This is a genomic window from Mesorhizobium sp. YIM 152430, assembly GCF_029210365.1.
In the GTDB taxonomy this organism is placed as follows: domain Bacteria; phylum Pseudomonadota; class Alphaproteobacteria; order Rhizobiales; family Rhizobiaceae; genus Aliihoeflea.
Genome location: NZ_JARGES010000027.1, coordinates 476,188 through 489,856, shown reverse-complemented (window position 1 = coordinate 489,856; position 13,669 = coordinate 476,188). Strand labels below are relative to the sequence as shown.

At 63.5% G+C, this 13,669-nt stretch carries 15 protein-coding genes; 11 read left to right on the top strand and 4 right to left on the bottom strand.

The window, feature by feature from the left end; translation table 11 throughout:
• Positions 1–7: 7 nt before the first annotated feature.
• From clpA to PZ895_RS10120, 4 genes are all read left to right on the top strand, one after another.
• Positions 8–2,467: an ATP-dependent Clp protease ATP-binding subunit ClpA gene (gene clpA / locus PZ895_RS10135; protein ID WP_275838884.1), complete on the top strand. Its 2,460-nt coding sequence runs from the start codon at positions 8–10 to the stop codon at positions 2,465–2,467.
• A gap of 179 nt (positions 2,468–2,646) precedes the next feature.
• Entirely contained in the window at positions 2,647–3,315 is a 669-nt protein-coding gene (locus PZ895_RS10130; RefSeq protein WP_275838883.1) for an AzlC family ABC transporter permease, read from the top strand.
• Positions 3,312–3,665 carry an AzlD domain-containing protein gene (locus tag PZ895_RS10125; protein ID WP_275838882.1) on the top strand — a complete coding sequence of 118 codons (354 nt, stop codon included), beginning with the start codon at positions 3,312–3,314 and terminating at the stop codon, positions 3,663–3,665. Before PZ895_RS10130 ends, PZ895_RS10125 begins: the two co-directional genes overlap by 4 nt.
• A 50-nt stretch (positions 3,666–3,715) precedes the next feature.
• The gene (locus PZ895_RS10120; protein ID WP_275838881.1) at positions 3,716–4,636 is read left to right on the top strand and encodes a phosphatase PAP2 family protein; all 921 of its coding nucleotides are present in this window, start codon (positions 3,716–3,718) and stop codon (positions 4,634–4,636) included.
• Here PZ895_RS10120 and PZ895_RS10115 read toward each other — a convergent pair.
• The 4 genes from PZ895_RS10115 to PZ895_RS10100 form a co-directional block, all read right to left on the bottom strand.
• Positions 4,622–5,053 carry an HIT family protein gene (locus tag PZ895_RS10115; protein WP_275838880.1) on the bottom strand — a complete coding sequence of 144 codons (432 nt, stop codon included), beginning with the start codon at positions 5,051–5,053 and terminating at the stop codon, positions 4,622–4,624. The genes PZ895_RS10120 and PZ895_RS10115 overlap by 15 nt on opposite strands.
• 156 nt (positions 5,054–5,209) lie before the next feature.
• Complete coding sequence (locus tag PZ895_RS10110; protein ID WP_275838933.1) at positions 5,210–6,343, bottom strand: GNAT family N-acetyltransferase; 1,134 nt, start codon at positions 6,341–6,343, stop codon at positions 5,210–5,212.
• Positions 6,344–6,451: 108 nt separating this feature from the next.
• Positions 6,452–7,180 (bottom strand): glycerophosphodiester phosphodiesterase, encoded by a 729-nt coding sequence (locus tag PZ895_RS10105; protein ID WP_275838879.1) that lies wholly within the window; start codon positions 7,178–7,180, stop codon positions 6,452–6,454.
• 6 nt (positions 7,181–7,186) lie between these two features.
• Positions 7,187–7,657: a RidA family protein gene (locus PZ895_RS10100; RefSeq protein ID WP_275838878.1), complete on the bottom strand. Its 471-nt coding sequence runs from the start codon at positions 7,655–7,657 to the stop codon at positions 7,187–7,189.
• 108 nt (positions 7,658–7,765) lie between these two features.
• Between PZ895_RS10100 and PZ895_RS10095 the strand changes: the two genes are divergently transcribed.
• The 7 genes from PZ895_RS10095 to PZ895_RS10065 all read left to right on the top strand — a co-directional run bounded on the left by PZ895_RS10095 (position 7,766) and on the right by PZ895_RS10065 (position 13,583).
• The gene (locus tag PZ895_RS10095) at positions 7,766–8,584 is read left to right on the top strand and encodes a cell envelope integrity EipB family protein (protein WP_275838877.1); all 819 of its coding nucleotides are present in this window, start codon (positions 7,766–7,768) and stop codon (positions 8,582–8,584) included.
• 151 nt (positions 8,585–8,735) lie between these two features.
• A complete protein-coding gene (gene rpsB, locus PZ895_RS10090; protein ID WP_275838876.1) occupies positions 8,736–9,518 on the top strand; it encodes a 30S ribosomal protein S2 in 783 nt (260 codons plus the stop codon).
• Between the two features lie 96 nt (positions 9,519–9,614).
• On the top strand, positions 9,615–10,538 hold the full coding sequence (gene tsf, locus PZ895_RS10085; protein WP_275838875.1) for a translation elongation factor Ts: 924 nt from the start codon (positions 9,615–9,617) through the stop codon (positions 10,536–10,538).
• Between the two features lie 106 nt (positions 10,539–10,644).
• Positions 10,645–11,367 (top strand): UMP kinase, encoded by a 723-nt coding sequence (pyrH, locus tag PZ895_RS10080; RefSeq protein ID WP_275838874.1) that lies wholly within the window; start codon positions 10,645–10,647, stop codon positions 11,365–11,367.
• A 56-nt stretch (positions 11,368–11,423) separates the two neighbouring features.
• Positions 11,424–11,984: a ribosome recycling factor gene (gene frr / locus PZ895_RS10075; protein WP_275838873.1), complete on the top strand. Its 561-nt coding sequence runs from the start codon at positions 11,424–11,426 to the stop codon at positions 11,982–11,984.
• A gap of 43 nt (positions 11,985–12,027) precedes the next feature.
• On the top strand, positions 12,028–12,747 hold the full coding sequence (locus PZ895_RS10070; RefSeq protein WP_275838872.1) for an isoprenyl transferase: 720 nt from the start codon (positions 12,028–12,030) through the stop codon (positions 12,745–12,747).
• Complete coding sequence (locus PZ895_RS10065) at positions 12,744–13,583, top strand: phosphatidate cytidylyltransferase (protein WP_275838871.1); 840 nt, start codon at positions 12,744–12,746, stop codon at positions 13,581–13,583. Before PZ895_RS10070 ends, PZ895_RS10065 begins: the two co-directional genes overlap by 4 nt.
• Positions 13,584–13,669 lie beyond the last annotated feature (86 nt).

Genomic DNA, 13,669 nt, shown 5'->3' with positions numbered 1-13,669 from the left:
GTACTGAATGCCGGCATTCTCCCAAGGCCTCGAGCGCGCGCTGCACCAGGCGCTGACTTTCGCCAACGAACGGCATCACGAATACGCGACGCTCGAGCATCTTTTGCTGGCGCTGATCGACGACGGCGACGCTTCGGCCGTCATGCGTGCCTGCAACGTCAATGTCGACGAGTTGAAGCAGACCGTCCTGACCTATATCGACACCGAACTCGACAATCTCGTCACCGGCTATGACGAGGATTCCAAGCCAACCGCAGGCTTCCAGCGCGTGATCCAGCGCGCCGTCATCCATGTCCAGTCGTCGGGCCGCGAGGAGGTTTCCGGCGCCAACGTGCTCGTCGCCATCTTCGCCGAGCGGGAAAGCCATGCGGCCTATTTCCTGCAGGAACAGCAGATGACCCGCTACGACGCGGTCAACTATATCAGCCATGGCATCGCCAAGCGACCGGGCGGCGCGGAAGTGCGCACGCCGCGCGGGGCGGAAGAGGAGGCTGCGAGCCCGGCTTCCGAGAACGAAGAAGGCACCAAGAAGAAGCAGCAGGACGCGCTGACGGCCTATTGCGTCAACCTCAACGAGAAGGCGAAGACCGGCAAGATCGATCCGCTGATCGGGCGTTCCGAGGAAATCAACCGCACGATCCAGGTGCTGTGCCGCCGCTCGAAGAACAATCCGCTCTATGTCGGCGATCCGGGCGTCGGCAAGACGGCCATCGCCGAGGGCCTTGCCAAGCGCATCGTCGAGGGCGACGTGCCGGAAGTGCTGCTCGACGCGACGATCTTCTCGCTCGACATGGGCTCGCTCCTGGCCGGAACGCGCTATCGCGGCGATTTCGAGGAACGACTGAAGCAGGTCGTCAAGGAACTCGAGGACTATCCGGGCGCGGTGCTCTTCATCGACGAAATCCATACGGTGATCGGCGCGGGCGCGACCTCGGGAGGCGCGATGGATGCGTCGAATCTTTTGAAGCCGGCGCTCTCGTCGGGGGCGATCCGCTGTATCGGCTCGACCACCTACAAGGAGTTCCGCCAGTTCTTCGAGAAGGACCGCGCGCTGGTGCGCCGCTTTCAGAAGATCGACGTCAAGGAACCGACCATCGAGGATGCAATCTCGATCATGAAGGGGCTGAAGCCCTATTTCGAGGACTTCCACAAGGTCAAGTACACCAACGAGGCGATCAAGGCGGCTGTCGAACTGTCGGCGCGCTATATCTCCGACCGCAAGCTGCCGGACAAGGCGATCGATGTGGTCGACGAGACCGGTGCCTCGCAGATGCTGTTGCCGGAGAACAAGCGCAAGAAGACGATCAGTGTGCGCGAGATCGAGCAGACGATTGCCACCATGGCGCGGATTCCGCCGAAAACGGTCTCGGCCGACGACGAGAAGGTGCTGGCGACGCTGGAGGACGAACTGAAGCGGGTCGTCTATGGCCAGGATACGGCGATCAGCGCGCTGTCGTCCTCGATCAAGCTGGCGCGTGCCGGCCTGCGCGAGCCCGACAAGCCGATCGGCTCCTATCTCTTCTCCGGCCCGACGGGCGTCGGCAAGACGGAAGTGGCCAAACAGCTTGCAACGTCGCTCGGCGTCGAACTGCTGCGCTTCGACATGTCGGAATACATGGAGCGTCACACGGTTTCGCGGCTGATCGGCGCGCCTCCCGGCTATGTCGGCTTCGACCAGGGCGGGTTGCTCACCGACGGCGTCGACCAGCATCCCCATTGCGTGCTTTTGCTCGACGAGATCGAGAAGGCGCACCCGGACCTGTTCAACATCCTGTTGCAGGTCATGGATCACGGCTCGCTGACGGATCACAACGGCAAGAAGATCGACTTCCGCAACGTGATCCTGATCATGACGACCAATGCGGGCGCTTCGGACATGGCCAAGCCGGCGATCGGCTTTGGCTCGACCAAGCGCGAGGGTGACGACATGGAGGCGATCAACCGCCTGTTCTCGCCCGAGTTCCGCAACCGCCTCGACGCGATCATCCCGTTCGGCTCGCTGCCGGTGCCGGTCATCCACCAGGTCGTGCAGAAGTTCGTCATGCAACTCGAGGCGCAGCTCGCCGAGAGGCGCGTGACCTTCGAACTGACGCCCGAGGCGATCGAGTGGCTGGCCGACAAGGGCTATGACGAGCGCATGGGCGCGCGGCCTCTCGGCCGCGTCATCCAGGAGCACATCAAGAAGCCGCTGGCCGAGGAAGTGCTGTTCGGCAAGCTCAAGAAGGGCGGCACGGTGCGGGTGCTGGTCGAGACCAAGGAAGATGGCTCCAAGGCCATCATTCTCGAAAGCCTCGCCGAAAACGCTCCGGTGAAGCCGAAGAAGGAAGACCCGGAACCAGCTTCAAAGCCGAAGAAGGCCGCGCCGCGCAAACCGAAGGCCAAGACGGTCGCGGCAGTCGGCGCGGATGGCGGCCCGGACAAGACCGGGAAGCGGGCAAGCGTGCCGCAACTGCCGCGCAAGAGCTGATCCAGCCTTCAGCGAAACTCAAAAGCGGCGTCTTCGGATGCCGTTTTTTTAACATCGCAAGTTTCCGGGGCCTGTGCTATCGGCGCGACATGCCTTCGCCTGCCGAGTCACTTGTCGACGCTACCGCCCACGACTTCTCCACCCGCCTGAAATGGTTCGGGCGCGGGTGCCGTGCTTCAATGTCGGTGCCGGCGCTGATCCTTGCCAGCAGTTTCATCGGCTTTGCCGCGCTGGCGCTCGAGGCTGGATTCACGCTGGCGCAGACCGTTTTCATGACGGGCATCGTCTGGGCGCTGCCGGCGAAGGTGGTGCTGATCGGTGCGGTTCTGGCGGGCAACGGCATCGCCGGCGCGGCCTTCGCGGTGGCGCTGTCCTCGGTGCGGCTCGCGCCGATGGTCGTGGTGCTGGTCCCCGAGCTTCGCGGGCCGCGCACCCGTCCGTGGGTTCTCTATCTCCTTTCGCATTTCGTGGCGGTCACGTCCTGGGTGATCGCGCTCGAGCAGATCCGTCATGTGCCGCGCGAATTGCGCACGAGCTGGTATGCCGGCGTCGGCTCGTCGCTGGTCGTGCTCAACATGATCATCGTGGCGCTGGTCTATACGCTGGCGCAGAACCTGCCGCCGATCGTCTCCGCCGCCCTGTTCATGCTGACGCCGATCTACTTCCTGACATCGCTCTGGGTCTCGGCGCGGGAGCGGGCAGGGCATGTGGCGATGGTCCTCGGCCTGCTGCTCGGTCCGCTCTTCCATATCCTGGTGCCTGACTTCAGTCTTCTGGCAACCGGGATCGTCGGTGGGCTTTTGGCCTATCTGTTCCACATCATCTCGAAACGCAGGAAGGCGACATGACCTTCGATGCGCTCGATGCCTGGTGGTGGCCCTATGTCTTCATCCTCGTCGCTGGCTGGCTGGCGACGGATAGCTGGCGCTTTCTCGGCGTCTATCTCGGCGGGCGGATATCAGAGGAATCGGACGCGCTCGTCTTCGTACGTTGTGTCGCGACCGCGCTGGTCGCCGCGGTCATCGCCAATCTGATCGTCAACCCGAACGGACCGCTTGCCGACACGACGCTGGAACTGCGGGTGTTCTCCGCGCTCGTCGGCTTCTGCGCCTTCCTGTGGTTCGGCAAGCGGGTGCTGGTCGGAATCTTCGTGACCGAGGCGGTTCTGATTGCCGGGATGATCCTTGCGGCGGGTTAGGCGGAAATTCACGAAATTCGTCTAGCATCGGTTTTCAGACGAGGACCGAAATGTATCTGCGCCAAGCTGAAATCACGGCCATCCTGATCGTTGCCGTCTTGGGGGTCGCAGACGGCCTGCTGATTTTCGTCAAGGCGCAAGCAATCGACTGGGCAAGTTACGCGCCGGGCATCCTTGCCGCCTTCGTGGCGATGGCAGTGGGACTGACTTATCGTGCGCTCGACCGCAGCGAGGGCATTGCACTTGGGGCGGTCGCGACCGGATTGTTCGTTCTTTTCACGATTGCCGCGTCGATCCTGAATTATCTGCTGTTTCCGTTCGCCGCCCCGACAATCGATGCCGTGTTGACGCGAATAGACGATATTTTCGGCTATCACTGGCCCGATTTCGTCGCCATGGTTGGGACTATGCCTTGGCTGGGCTCGCTGCTTGCGCGTGTCTATCTGAGTTCGCTGCCGCAACTCGTGCTGGTGATCATCCTGCTCGGCTTCATGGAAAAGCCTGTGGCGCTGCACCGCTTCCTGTTGACGGGAATGCTCGGCGCCGCCCTTTCGATCTCGTTCTGGTGGCTCGCCCCCAGCTTCGGACCTTCCACGATGTACGACATACCGGAGGATCTGGCCGACAGGATCGATCTTGTAGTGCGCAACGACTATGGTGCGGAGCTTCAGCGGCTGGCGATCGAGGGGTCGGCATTGATCACGGCCAAGGACACGTTGGGCGTCATCGCCTTTCCGTCCTTTCATACCGTGATGGCACTCATGGCGGTGTGGTTTACCTGGTCGACGCCTCTGAGATTGCCGTTTCTTGCCGTCAACGTCTTGATGATGCCTGCAATTCTCGCGCATGGCGGGCATCATCTGGTCGATCTTGCCGGAGGCGTGGTCGTTTTCTTCATGGCCCTCGGTATTGCCCGCGTTCTGGTGCCGGGTGCGCCCGAGCAACGGCGCATCGCCTCACGCGTCGTTTAACGCCTTCCTGATCCTGTCGGCATTGGCGGCAAGCACCTCGGGCTTTTCCATATCGCCCGAATGCGGCTTGAGCGACACGCCGTCGAAACGCGGAATGACGTGAAAATGGAGATGGAAAACGACCTGCCCGCCGGCCGGTTCGTTGAACTGCTGCACCGTCACGCCGTCGGCGTCGAACGCCTTGACGACCGCCCGGGAGAGCTTCTGCACCGTCGCCATGACCGCCGACAGGCTGTCGGGTGTGACGTCGAGGATGTTGCGCGACGGCGCCTTCGGGATGACGAGGCAATGTCCGTGGCCGCGCGGCATGATGTCCATGAAGGCAAAGGTCGCGTCGTCTTCGTAGAGCTTCTGGGCAGGGAGTTCGCCACGGAGAATTTTCGCGAAGATGTTGGTGTCGTCGTAGGCGGTCTTCATCGGTGGCTCCGGGTTCGGTGAATGGTGAATGGTGAATAGTGAATGGGGCGGGGGGATTGCAACCGTCAGCGATGGCGGCGTTGACGGCAAGGGGAGGATTGGAATCCCTTCCACTCACCACTCACCACTCACCACTCACCACTCACCACTCACCACTCACCGTTTGCGAAACGGCGCGCGCTCGCTCAAATACTCGCCGACCTCCGCTACGTCTTCCCGCTCCCGCTCGAGATAATCGGCCACGGCATTCCTTAGCCCCGGATGGGCGATCCAGTGGGCGGAGTGGGTGGTGACGGGGAGGTAGCCCCGCGCGAGCTTGTGCTCTCCCTGTGCGCCAGCCTCGACCACGGCCAGTTTGCGTTCGATGGCGAAGTCGATGGCCTGATGATAGCAGACCTCGAAATGGAGATAGGGGTGGTGCTCGATGCAGCCCCAGTTGCGACCGAAGAGGCGGGTTCCGCCGATGAAGTTGATCGCGCCCGCGATGTAACGGCCATCGCGCCTGGCCATCACCAGAAGGATATCGTCGGCCATTCGCTCGCCGATGAGCGAGAAGAATGTCCGGTTGAGATAGGGCCGGCCCCATTTGCGGCTGCCCGTGTCCATGTAGAAGCGGAAGAATTCGTCCCAGACGGCTTCGGTCAGGTCGCGCCCGGTCAGCCACTCGATCTCGATGCCGCCGCCGAGCGCTTCGCGCCGTTCCTTGCGCAGCGCCTTGCGCTTGCGCGAGGCTAGCGTGTCGAGGAAGTCGTCATAGGTGGCGTAGCCTTCGTTGACGAAGTGGAATTGCGTGTCGGTGCGCTGAAGGTAGCCGAGGCTCGCCAGCGCTGCGGCTTCCGCCTCCGGCGCGAAGGTGACGTGGACCGAAGAGATGTCGAGCCGGTCACACAGCGTCTTCAGTCCTTCTCCAAGCGCAAGGCGGACGGGTTCTGGATCGAGCGCCGCGTCGGCGAGAAGGCGCGGGCCGGTGGCGGGCGTGAAGGGGATCGAAACCTGAATCTTGGGATAATACCTGCCACCGGCGCGCTCGAACGCGTCCGCCCAGCCGTGGTCGAAGACATATTCGCCCTGGCTGTGGGATTTCAGGTAGCAGGGGACGGCGCCGACAAGGTTGCCGGCCGCCGTTTCGAGCGCGAGATGGTGCGACAGCCAGCCGGAGCGAGCGCCGACGCAGCCGCTCTCTTCGAGCGCCGACAGGAAGGCATGTGACAGGAACGGGTTGTAGGGTTCGACTCCACCGGGAGCGGCACCGGCCAACTTCGCCCAGTCGGCCGCCGCGATGCCCGTCATCCCGTCCACGACCCGGATGACGAACCCGGCTTCACGTTCACTCATCGACCAGACATCCCGACCCGCATCATTGCTGTTTAGATACGAGCCGGGATGAAGGTTGCAAGGTCAAAGGCTGCCGCGACCGTCAGGATCGAAACCCTCGAATGTCATCTGGTCGGCGTTGGCGGCCGTCAGGGCTTCGGACTGCCTGTCGCGCACCGTCCAGGTGATGACCGGCAGGGCAAGCTTGTCGCGCACGAAGGCGACGAAGGGGCTCGGCAGATCGTGGACGCCAAAGGAGACGAAGTCGATCGGATGGGCGAGCATCGAGAAATGCGCTTCCAACTCTTCGGGCTTGTTGCCATGCGCGGTCAGGCCGACCGGAACGTCGCCCGCATCGGCCACAAGCTGGCGGATGAGCCAGTGGTCGAAGGACATGACCGCCGCGTCGCCGTCATATGCCTTGACCAGCGACAGGACGGCGGCGGCGAGGCCGTCGTCGCGGCCTTCGGTGCCCTTGAGTTCGATGACCAGCGGCACGCGGCCGGCGACGAGGTCCAGAAGTTCCTCGAGGGTCGGCGCGTGGTCGTCGGTGCCGCCGATGCGAAGGTCGGCCATCTCGCGCGCGGTGCGGTCGAGGACATGGCCCTCGGTGCCGGTCAGACGCTTCAGGTCGTGGTCGTGGAAGACGACGGGGATGCCGTCAGACGAGAGATGGACGTCGCACTCGATCGCATAATCGCGGTCGATGGCGGCCTGGAAGGCGGAAAGCGTGTTTTCCCAGCGCGCCTTGTTCAGATCGTGGAAGCCGCGATGGGCGATGGGGCGCGCGGTGAGCCAGGAGATGTCGGACATGCGCGCTCAGTCCTTTGCGATCTCGAAGATCGCCTCGACCTCGACGGCTGCATCCAGCGGCAGGCGGGCGACGCCGACCGCGGCGCGGGCGTGACGGCCGGCTTCGCCGAGAACTTCCGCGAACAGGTCGGACGCGCCATTGGCGACGAGGTGATGCTCGGTGAATTCGGGATCGGAGGAAACGAAGACCGTGATCTTGACCAGACGGGCGATGCGCTCGAGGTCGCCGAGCGCGGCTTTCGCCTGCGCCAGGACATTAATGGCGCAGTGACGCGCGGCAGTCTTTCCGGCGGCAATCCCGACTTCGCGACCGAGGCGGCCGGTGGCTGTGAGCTTGCCGTCTTCGAACGGAAGCTGGCCGGAGGTGAAGAGCAGATCGCCGCTCACCACGAAGGGCAGATAGTTGGCGGCAGGGGCAGCGGGAGCGGGCAGGGCGATCCCCAGCTTCTCCAGGCGGCTATTGATTGTATCGGTCATCCTGTGATCCTTGTCGGAAGAAAAGCGGCGCTTGAATCGCCTCGCTTCTGCCATGAAAACGCATTCAGGTGCCGGCCAACCGACCCAGCACCCAACCGGGAGAACCGAATGTCCCTGCCACGCCTTGCACTCCTGGCGACGATCGCCGTGCCGTTCCTGCAAGGCCAGGCGTCGGCCGCGCCGCTCCTCCCGCACCGTGCGGTTTATGACCTGGCGCTCGACGATGCAACGGACAGTTCCGGCATCACCGGGCTTTCGGGGCGCATGGTCTACGAATTCAACGGCTCGGCCTGCGAGGGCTACACGGTGACCTTCCGGTTCGTCACGCAGATCGAGGCGAACGAGACGTCGCGGATGACCGACCAGCAGACGACGACGTTCGAGGCCGGCGACGGCTCGGAATTCTCCTTCGTCACCCGCTCCTTCGTCGACCGCAATCTCGACAAGGAAACACGCGGATCGGCGCAGATGACCGATGACGGGACGCAGGTCTCGATCGAGATGCCGGAGCCGCAGTCCCACGAACTGGAGAGATCGCAGTTTCCGACCCATCATCTGATTGAGGTGCTGGAAAAGGCGAATGCGGGCGAGAATTTCTACGAGACCACGATCTATGACGGCTCGGAGGACGGCGACAAGCTGATGACAACGACGGTGATCCTCGGCCAGAAGACCGGGATCGAAGAGGGCGACGGCGAAGCGGATGCGGTCGAGGCGATCGCCGGGGAAGAATTCTGGCCGGTCGACATCGCCTATTTCGACCTTTCGGACGTGAGCGGCGAGGAGACGCCGACCTACAGGATTTCCATGAAGCTCTACGACAACGGCGTGACGCGCGACCTGACCATGGACTATGGCGACTTCGCCATCAGCGGCCGGCTGGTCGATCTGGAGCTGTTCGAGGCACCGGCCGACTGCGCCGAATGAAGCGGGTTGCGTCGCGTCCCTATTGCCGCTATATGCGCGGCCATTCCACACACGGGTGATGGGTTTGGTGCCGGGAGAAATCCGGCCTCGACCTCCGGTGGCGGTTTTACCGCCTGACATCCGTGGAGGCTAACCGGAAAAGGAACCAACAATGGCTACGCCAGACTTCTCCATGCGCCAGCTTCTCGAAGCTGGTGTCCACTTCGGCCACCAGACCCACCGCTGGAACCCGAAGATGGCGCCCTATATCTTCGGCGCCCGCAACAACATCCACATCATCGACCTGTCGCAGACGGTTCCGCTCCTCAACCAGGCGCTGAAGATCGTTTCGGACACGGTTGCCCGCGGCGGACGCGTGCTGTTCGTCGGCACCAAGCGCCAGGCTTCGGAAATCGTCGCCGACGCTGCCGAGCGTTCGGCGCAGTACTACGTCAATTCGCGCTGGCTGGGCGGGATGCTCACCAACTGGAAGACGATCTCGAACTCGATCCAGCGTCTGCGCAAGCTCGACGACCTGCTCGCCGGCGAAGCTCAGGGCTTCACCAAGAAGGAGCGCCTGACGCTCGACCGTGAGCGCGAGAAGCTCAACCGCGCGCTCGGCGGCATCAAGGACATGGGCTCGACGCCGGACCTGATGTTCGTGATCGACACCAACAAGGAAGCGATCGCCATCCAGGAAGCGCGCCGTCTCGGCATTCCGGTCGTCGCGATCATCGATTCGAACTGCGACCCGGACAAGGTCGACTATCCGATTCCCGGCAATGACGACGCCGCGCGCGCGATCTCTTTCTATTGCGACCTGATCGCCAAGGCCGCCATCGACGGCATTGCGCGCCAGCAGGGCGCGATGGGCGTGGATGTCGGCGCTTCGGCCGAAGCACCGGTCGAGCCGGCCCTCGACGAGACGCCTGCCGAAGAAGGCAAGGCCAGCTAAAGCCGTCCGCTGCATTGGACGAGGCGAACGGCGCACCTGGACTTCTCCACGGTGCGCCGCGCCATTTTATGAATTGACGAAATTGAAGAGGCGACGATGAGCATTTCTGCTGCACAGGTCAAACAGCTCCGCGACATGACGGGCGCGGGCATGATGGACTGCAAGGCGGCCCTGGCCGAAACCAATGGCGACATCGAGGCCGCGGTCGACTGGCTGCGCTCCAAGGGTATCGCCAAGGCCGACAAGAAGGCAGGCCGCACGGCAGCCGAGGGGCTGATCGGCGTTGCCGCCGAGGCGACCAGCGCGGTCGTCGTCGAGGTCAATTCCGAGACCGACTTCGTCGCCCGCAACGATGCCTTCCAGGACATCGTGCGCAACATCGCCGGCGTGGCTCTGACCACCGACGGCTCGACGGATGCCGTCGGAGCGGCGACCTATCCGGGTTCGGAAAAGTCGGTGACCGACACCATCAAGGACGCCATCGGCACGATCGGCGAGAATATGAGCCTGCGCCGTTCGGCCAAGCTTTCGGTTTCGAGCGGTGCCGTTGCGACCTATGTCCACAACGCCGTCGCCGACAATCTCGGCAAGCTCGGTGTGCTGGTCGCCATCGAGACGACGGGCAGTGCCGACGCCGCGCGCGCCTTCGCGCGTCAGGTCGCAATGCACGTCGCCGCGACCAATCCGCTGGCACTGACCGCCGAGGAAGTCGACGCGGCCGCCGTCGAGCGTGAAAAGGCGGTCTTCTCCGAACAGGCCCGCCAGTCGGGCAAGCCGGAGAACATCATCGAGAAGATGGTCGAAGGCCGCCTGCGCAAGTTTTACGAGGAAGTCGTGCTCCTGAAGCAGGCCTTCGTCATGAACCCCGACGTGACCGTCGAGAAGGCGCTCGCCGATGCCGAGAAGGAAATCGGCGCGCCGGCGAAGCTGACCGGCTTCGTTCGCTTCGCGCTCGGCGAGGGCATCGAGAAGGAAGAAAGCGACTTTGCGGCCGAAGTCGCGGCGGTCGCCAAGAAATAAGCCGCCTTCCTGCACAGGAACGAAGGGCATCGCCGGGTGACACGGCGGTGCCCTTTCATGTATCTGACACCCGGTTGCGATCCCACCACTGCAAGAAGAGAGTTTCATGAACCAGGACCCGCGATACAAGCGCATCCTTCTCAAGGCATCGGGCGAGGCCCTGATGGGATCGCAGGGCTTCGGCATCGATGTTTCGGTTGCCGACCAGATCGCGGCGGATATTGCCGAAGCGCGCTCGATGGGCGTCGAGGTCGCAGTGGTGATCGGCGGCGGCAACATCTTCCGCGGCGTGGCGGTTGCCTCCAAGGGTGGCGACCGGGTGACCGGCGACCACATGGGGATGCTCGCCACCGTGATCAATTCGCTCGCATTGCGGACCTCGCTGATCAAGCTCGGGGTCGATGCGGTGGTGCTGTCGGCCATCGCCATGCCCGAGCTTTGCGAAAGCTTTTCGCAACGCCAGGCGACGGCATATATGGATCAGGGCAAGGTCGTGATCTTCGCCGGCGGAACCGGCAATCCGTTCTTCACGACCGATTCCGCCGCCGCGCTGCGCGCTGCCGAGATCGGCGCCGATGCGCTTTTGAAAGGCACGCAGGTCGACGGCGTCTATTCCGCCGATCCCAAGAAGGACCCCTCCGCGACGCGCTTCGACCGGATCAGCCATGAGGACGTGCTGGTGAAGGGGCTCGCGATCATGGACACGGCGGCGATTGCGCTTGCGCGCGAGAACCACATTCCGATAATCGTCTACTCGATTCACGAGCAGGGCGGTCTTGGCGCCATATTGCGCGGCGAAGGACGTTGCACGGTCGTCGACGACGCCTGACCGCTTCGACGTGCGATGAAAAGAAGAACCGGCCATTGCCGGCAGAGGAGACAAAGATGAGCGAAGGCGTGGACTTCAAGGATCTGCAGCGCAGGATGGATGGCGCGATCACGGCATTCAAGCACGATCTCGCATCGCTGCGGACCGGCCGCGCGTCGAGCAATCTTCTCGATCCGGTCCTCGTTCAGGCTTATGGCTCGCCGATGCCGATCAACCAGGTCGCGACCGTGACCGTGCCGGAATCGCGGATGCTCGCCGTCTCCGTCTGGGACAAGCAACTGGTCGGCGCCGTCGACCGCGCGATCCGCGAGTCCAATCTCGGGCTCAATCCGATCGTCGACGGCAGCAATCTTCGCATTCCACTGCCTGAACTCAACGAGGAACGCCGCCGCGACCTAGTCAAGATCGCCCACCAGTATACCGAGCAGGCCAAGGTCGCCGCGCGCCATGTCCGCCGCGACGGCATGGAAATTGCCAAGAAGGCGGAGAAGGACGGCGCGATCAGCCAGGACGATTCCAAGGTCCAGTCCGAGCGCGTGCAGAAGTTGACCGACGAAACGATCAAGCAGATCGACGGCCTTCTGGCCGAAAAGGAAGCCGAGATCATGCAGGTCTAGGTCGAACAGGACCTTTTCCCCGAGCCTGGGAACTGGAGAGCCGGTGACGATTCCCGCGCATATCGCGATCATCATGGACGGCAATGGCCGCTGGGCGCAGGCCCGTGGCCTGCCGCGCGCAGCAGGCCACCGCGCCGGCGTCGAGGCGCTGCGCAAGACGGTTCGAAATGTCGGCGAAAGCGGCGTCAAATGGCTGACGCTCTATGCGTTCTCGTCGGAAAACTGGTCGCGGCCCGCGTCCGAGATCAGCGACCTGATGGGGCTCCTGAAACTGTTCATCCGCCGCGATCTTGCCGACCTTCATCGCAATGGCGTGCGCGTTCGCATGATAGGCGGGCGTGACACGCTGGAGCCCGATATCCGTCAACTCATCGACGATGCCGAAGCCTTGACGCGCGGCAACGATGTGATGAACCTCGTCATCGCCTTCAATTACGGCTCGCGCGACGAGATTGTCCGCGCGGCGCGGCATCTGGCCCAACTGGCGGCGGGCAGGCATCTCGATCCGCAATCGATCACGCCGGAAATGCTGAGCGGCGCGCTCGACACATCCGACATCCCGGACCCCGATCTGATCATCCGCACGAGCGGAGAGCAGAGACTGTCCAATTTCCTCTTATGGCAGGCGGCCTACAGCGAGTTCGTGTTCCTGCCCTGCTTCTGGCCGGATTTCGACCGGAGCGAACTCGACCGCGCGCTGGCAGTTTTCGCCGGACGCGAGCGCCGTTTCGGCGCTGTCGACGCGCGCGGGGCAGTCTCTTGAGCGAGCCAGGCCAGAATTTCCTGACCAAGGAACTGCGACTGCGCATCCTGTCGGCGATCGTGATGATCTCCGTGACGCTGATCGTCACATGGGTCGGTGGCTTTTCCTTCCGCATGTTGTGCGCCGGCATAGGCGCAGCCGTCTTCTACGAATGGCTGAAGATGGCCAAGGCCCAGAGCACGGCGCCCGAGCGGCAATTGTCGAGCCTCCTGATGGCGACGGCCGGCATCATCGTCCTGACGGCGCCGGGCGGAGCGCTCAGTCTCGTCATGGTCGCCGCGCTTGCCGTTCTCGCGCTGTTCGCGGCGCCGATGCTCGGCTCGACGCGCTGGAATGCCATCGGTCTTGCCTATGCGAGCTTTGCTGCGCTTTCGCTGGCGCTGTTGCGCGGAGAGGATGTCGAGGGCCTGAAGACGGTCGTCTTCGTCTTCATCGTGGTGTGGTCGACCGACATCATGGCCTATTTCGTGGGCCGGACGTTCGGCGGACCCAAGCTCGCGCCCGCCATCTCGCCCGGCAAGACCTGGAGCGGAGCCGTGGGCGGGGCGGTGTTCGCGCTGGTGCTGGGCATGTTCGCCGCCTTCATGATGGAAACGCGGATGGCCGTCGGCGCGCTCTTCGCGCTGATTTTCGTGCTGTCCGTCGCCTCGCAGATCGGCGACCTGTTCGAATCGTGGCTCAAGCGGCGTTTCCAGGTCAAGGATTCGAGCAAGCTCATCCCCGGTCATGGCGGGGTCATGGATCGGGTCGACGGTCTGGTGGCCGCAAGCCTGCTGCTATACGTCGTGGGAGCGGTGCTGGCCGATCCGGACCGGCCGGCGCTGGCATTCTTTTGATCGGCGGCGCGGCATTTGCCGGCATAGCCACCGAAACGCCGCGATTTGTCCGCAACGGGCATGACGCGCGATGATTTTGAAGGGGC

Excerpts from the sequence above, each read along its gene's own strand:
- clpA (WP_275838884.1), top strand. The coding sequence starts at position 8 with ATGCCGGCATTCTCCCAAGGCCTCGAGCGCGCGCTGCACCAGGCGCTG.
- PZ895_RS10130 (WP_275838883.1), top strand. The coding sequence starts at position 2,647 with ATGTCGGTGCCGGCGCTGATCCTTGCCAGCAGTTTCATCGGCTTTGCC.
- PZ895_RS10125 (WP_275838882.1), top strand. The coding sequence starts at position 3,312 with ATGACCTTCGATGCGCTCGATGCCTGGTGGTGGCCCTATGTCTTCATC.
- PZ895_RS10120 (WP_275838881.1), top strand. The coding sequence starts at position 3,716 with ATGTATCTGCGCCAAGCTGAAATCACGGCCATCCTGATCGTTGCCGTC.
- PZ895_RS10115 (WP_275838880.1), bottom strand. The coding sequence starts at position 5,053 with ATGAAGACCGCCTACGACGACACCAACATCTTCGCGAAAATTCTCCGT.
- PZ895_RS10110 (WP_275838933.1), bottom strand. The coding sequence starts at position 6,343 with ATGACGGGCATCGCGGCGGCCGACTGGGCGAAGTTGGCCGGTGCCGCT.
- PZ895_RS10105 (WP_275838879.1), bottom strand. The coding sequence starts at position 7,180 with ATGTCCGACATCTCCTGGCTCACCGCGCGCCCCATCGCCCATCGCGGC.
- PZ895_RS10100 (WP_275838878.1), bottom strand. The coding sequence starts at position 7,657 with ATGACCGATACAATCAATAGCCGCCTGGAGAAGCTGGGGATCGCCCTG.
- PZ895_RS10095 (WP_275838877.1), top strand. The coding sequence starts at position 7,766 with ATGTCCCTGCCACGCCTTGCACTCCTGGCGACGATCGCCGTGCCGTTC.
- rpsB (WP_275838876.1), top strand. The coding sequence starts at position 8,736 with ATGGCTACGCCAGACTTCTCCATGCGCCAGCTTCTCGAAGCTGGTGTC.
- tsf (WP_275838875.1), top strand. The coding sequence starts at position 9,615 with ATGAGCATTTCTGCTGCACAGGTCAAACAGCTCCGCGACATGACGGGC.
- pyrH (WP_275838874.1), top strand. The coding sequence starts at position 10,645 with ATGAACCAGGACCCGCGATACAAGCGCATCCTTCTCAAGGCATCGGGC.
- frr (WP_275838873.1), top strand. The coding sequence starts at position 11,424 with ATGAGCGAAGGCGTGGACTTCAAGGATCTGCAGCGCAGGATGGATGGC.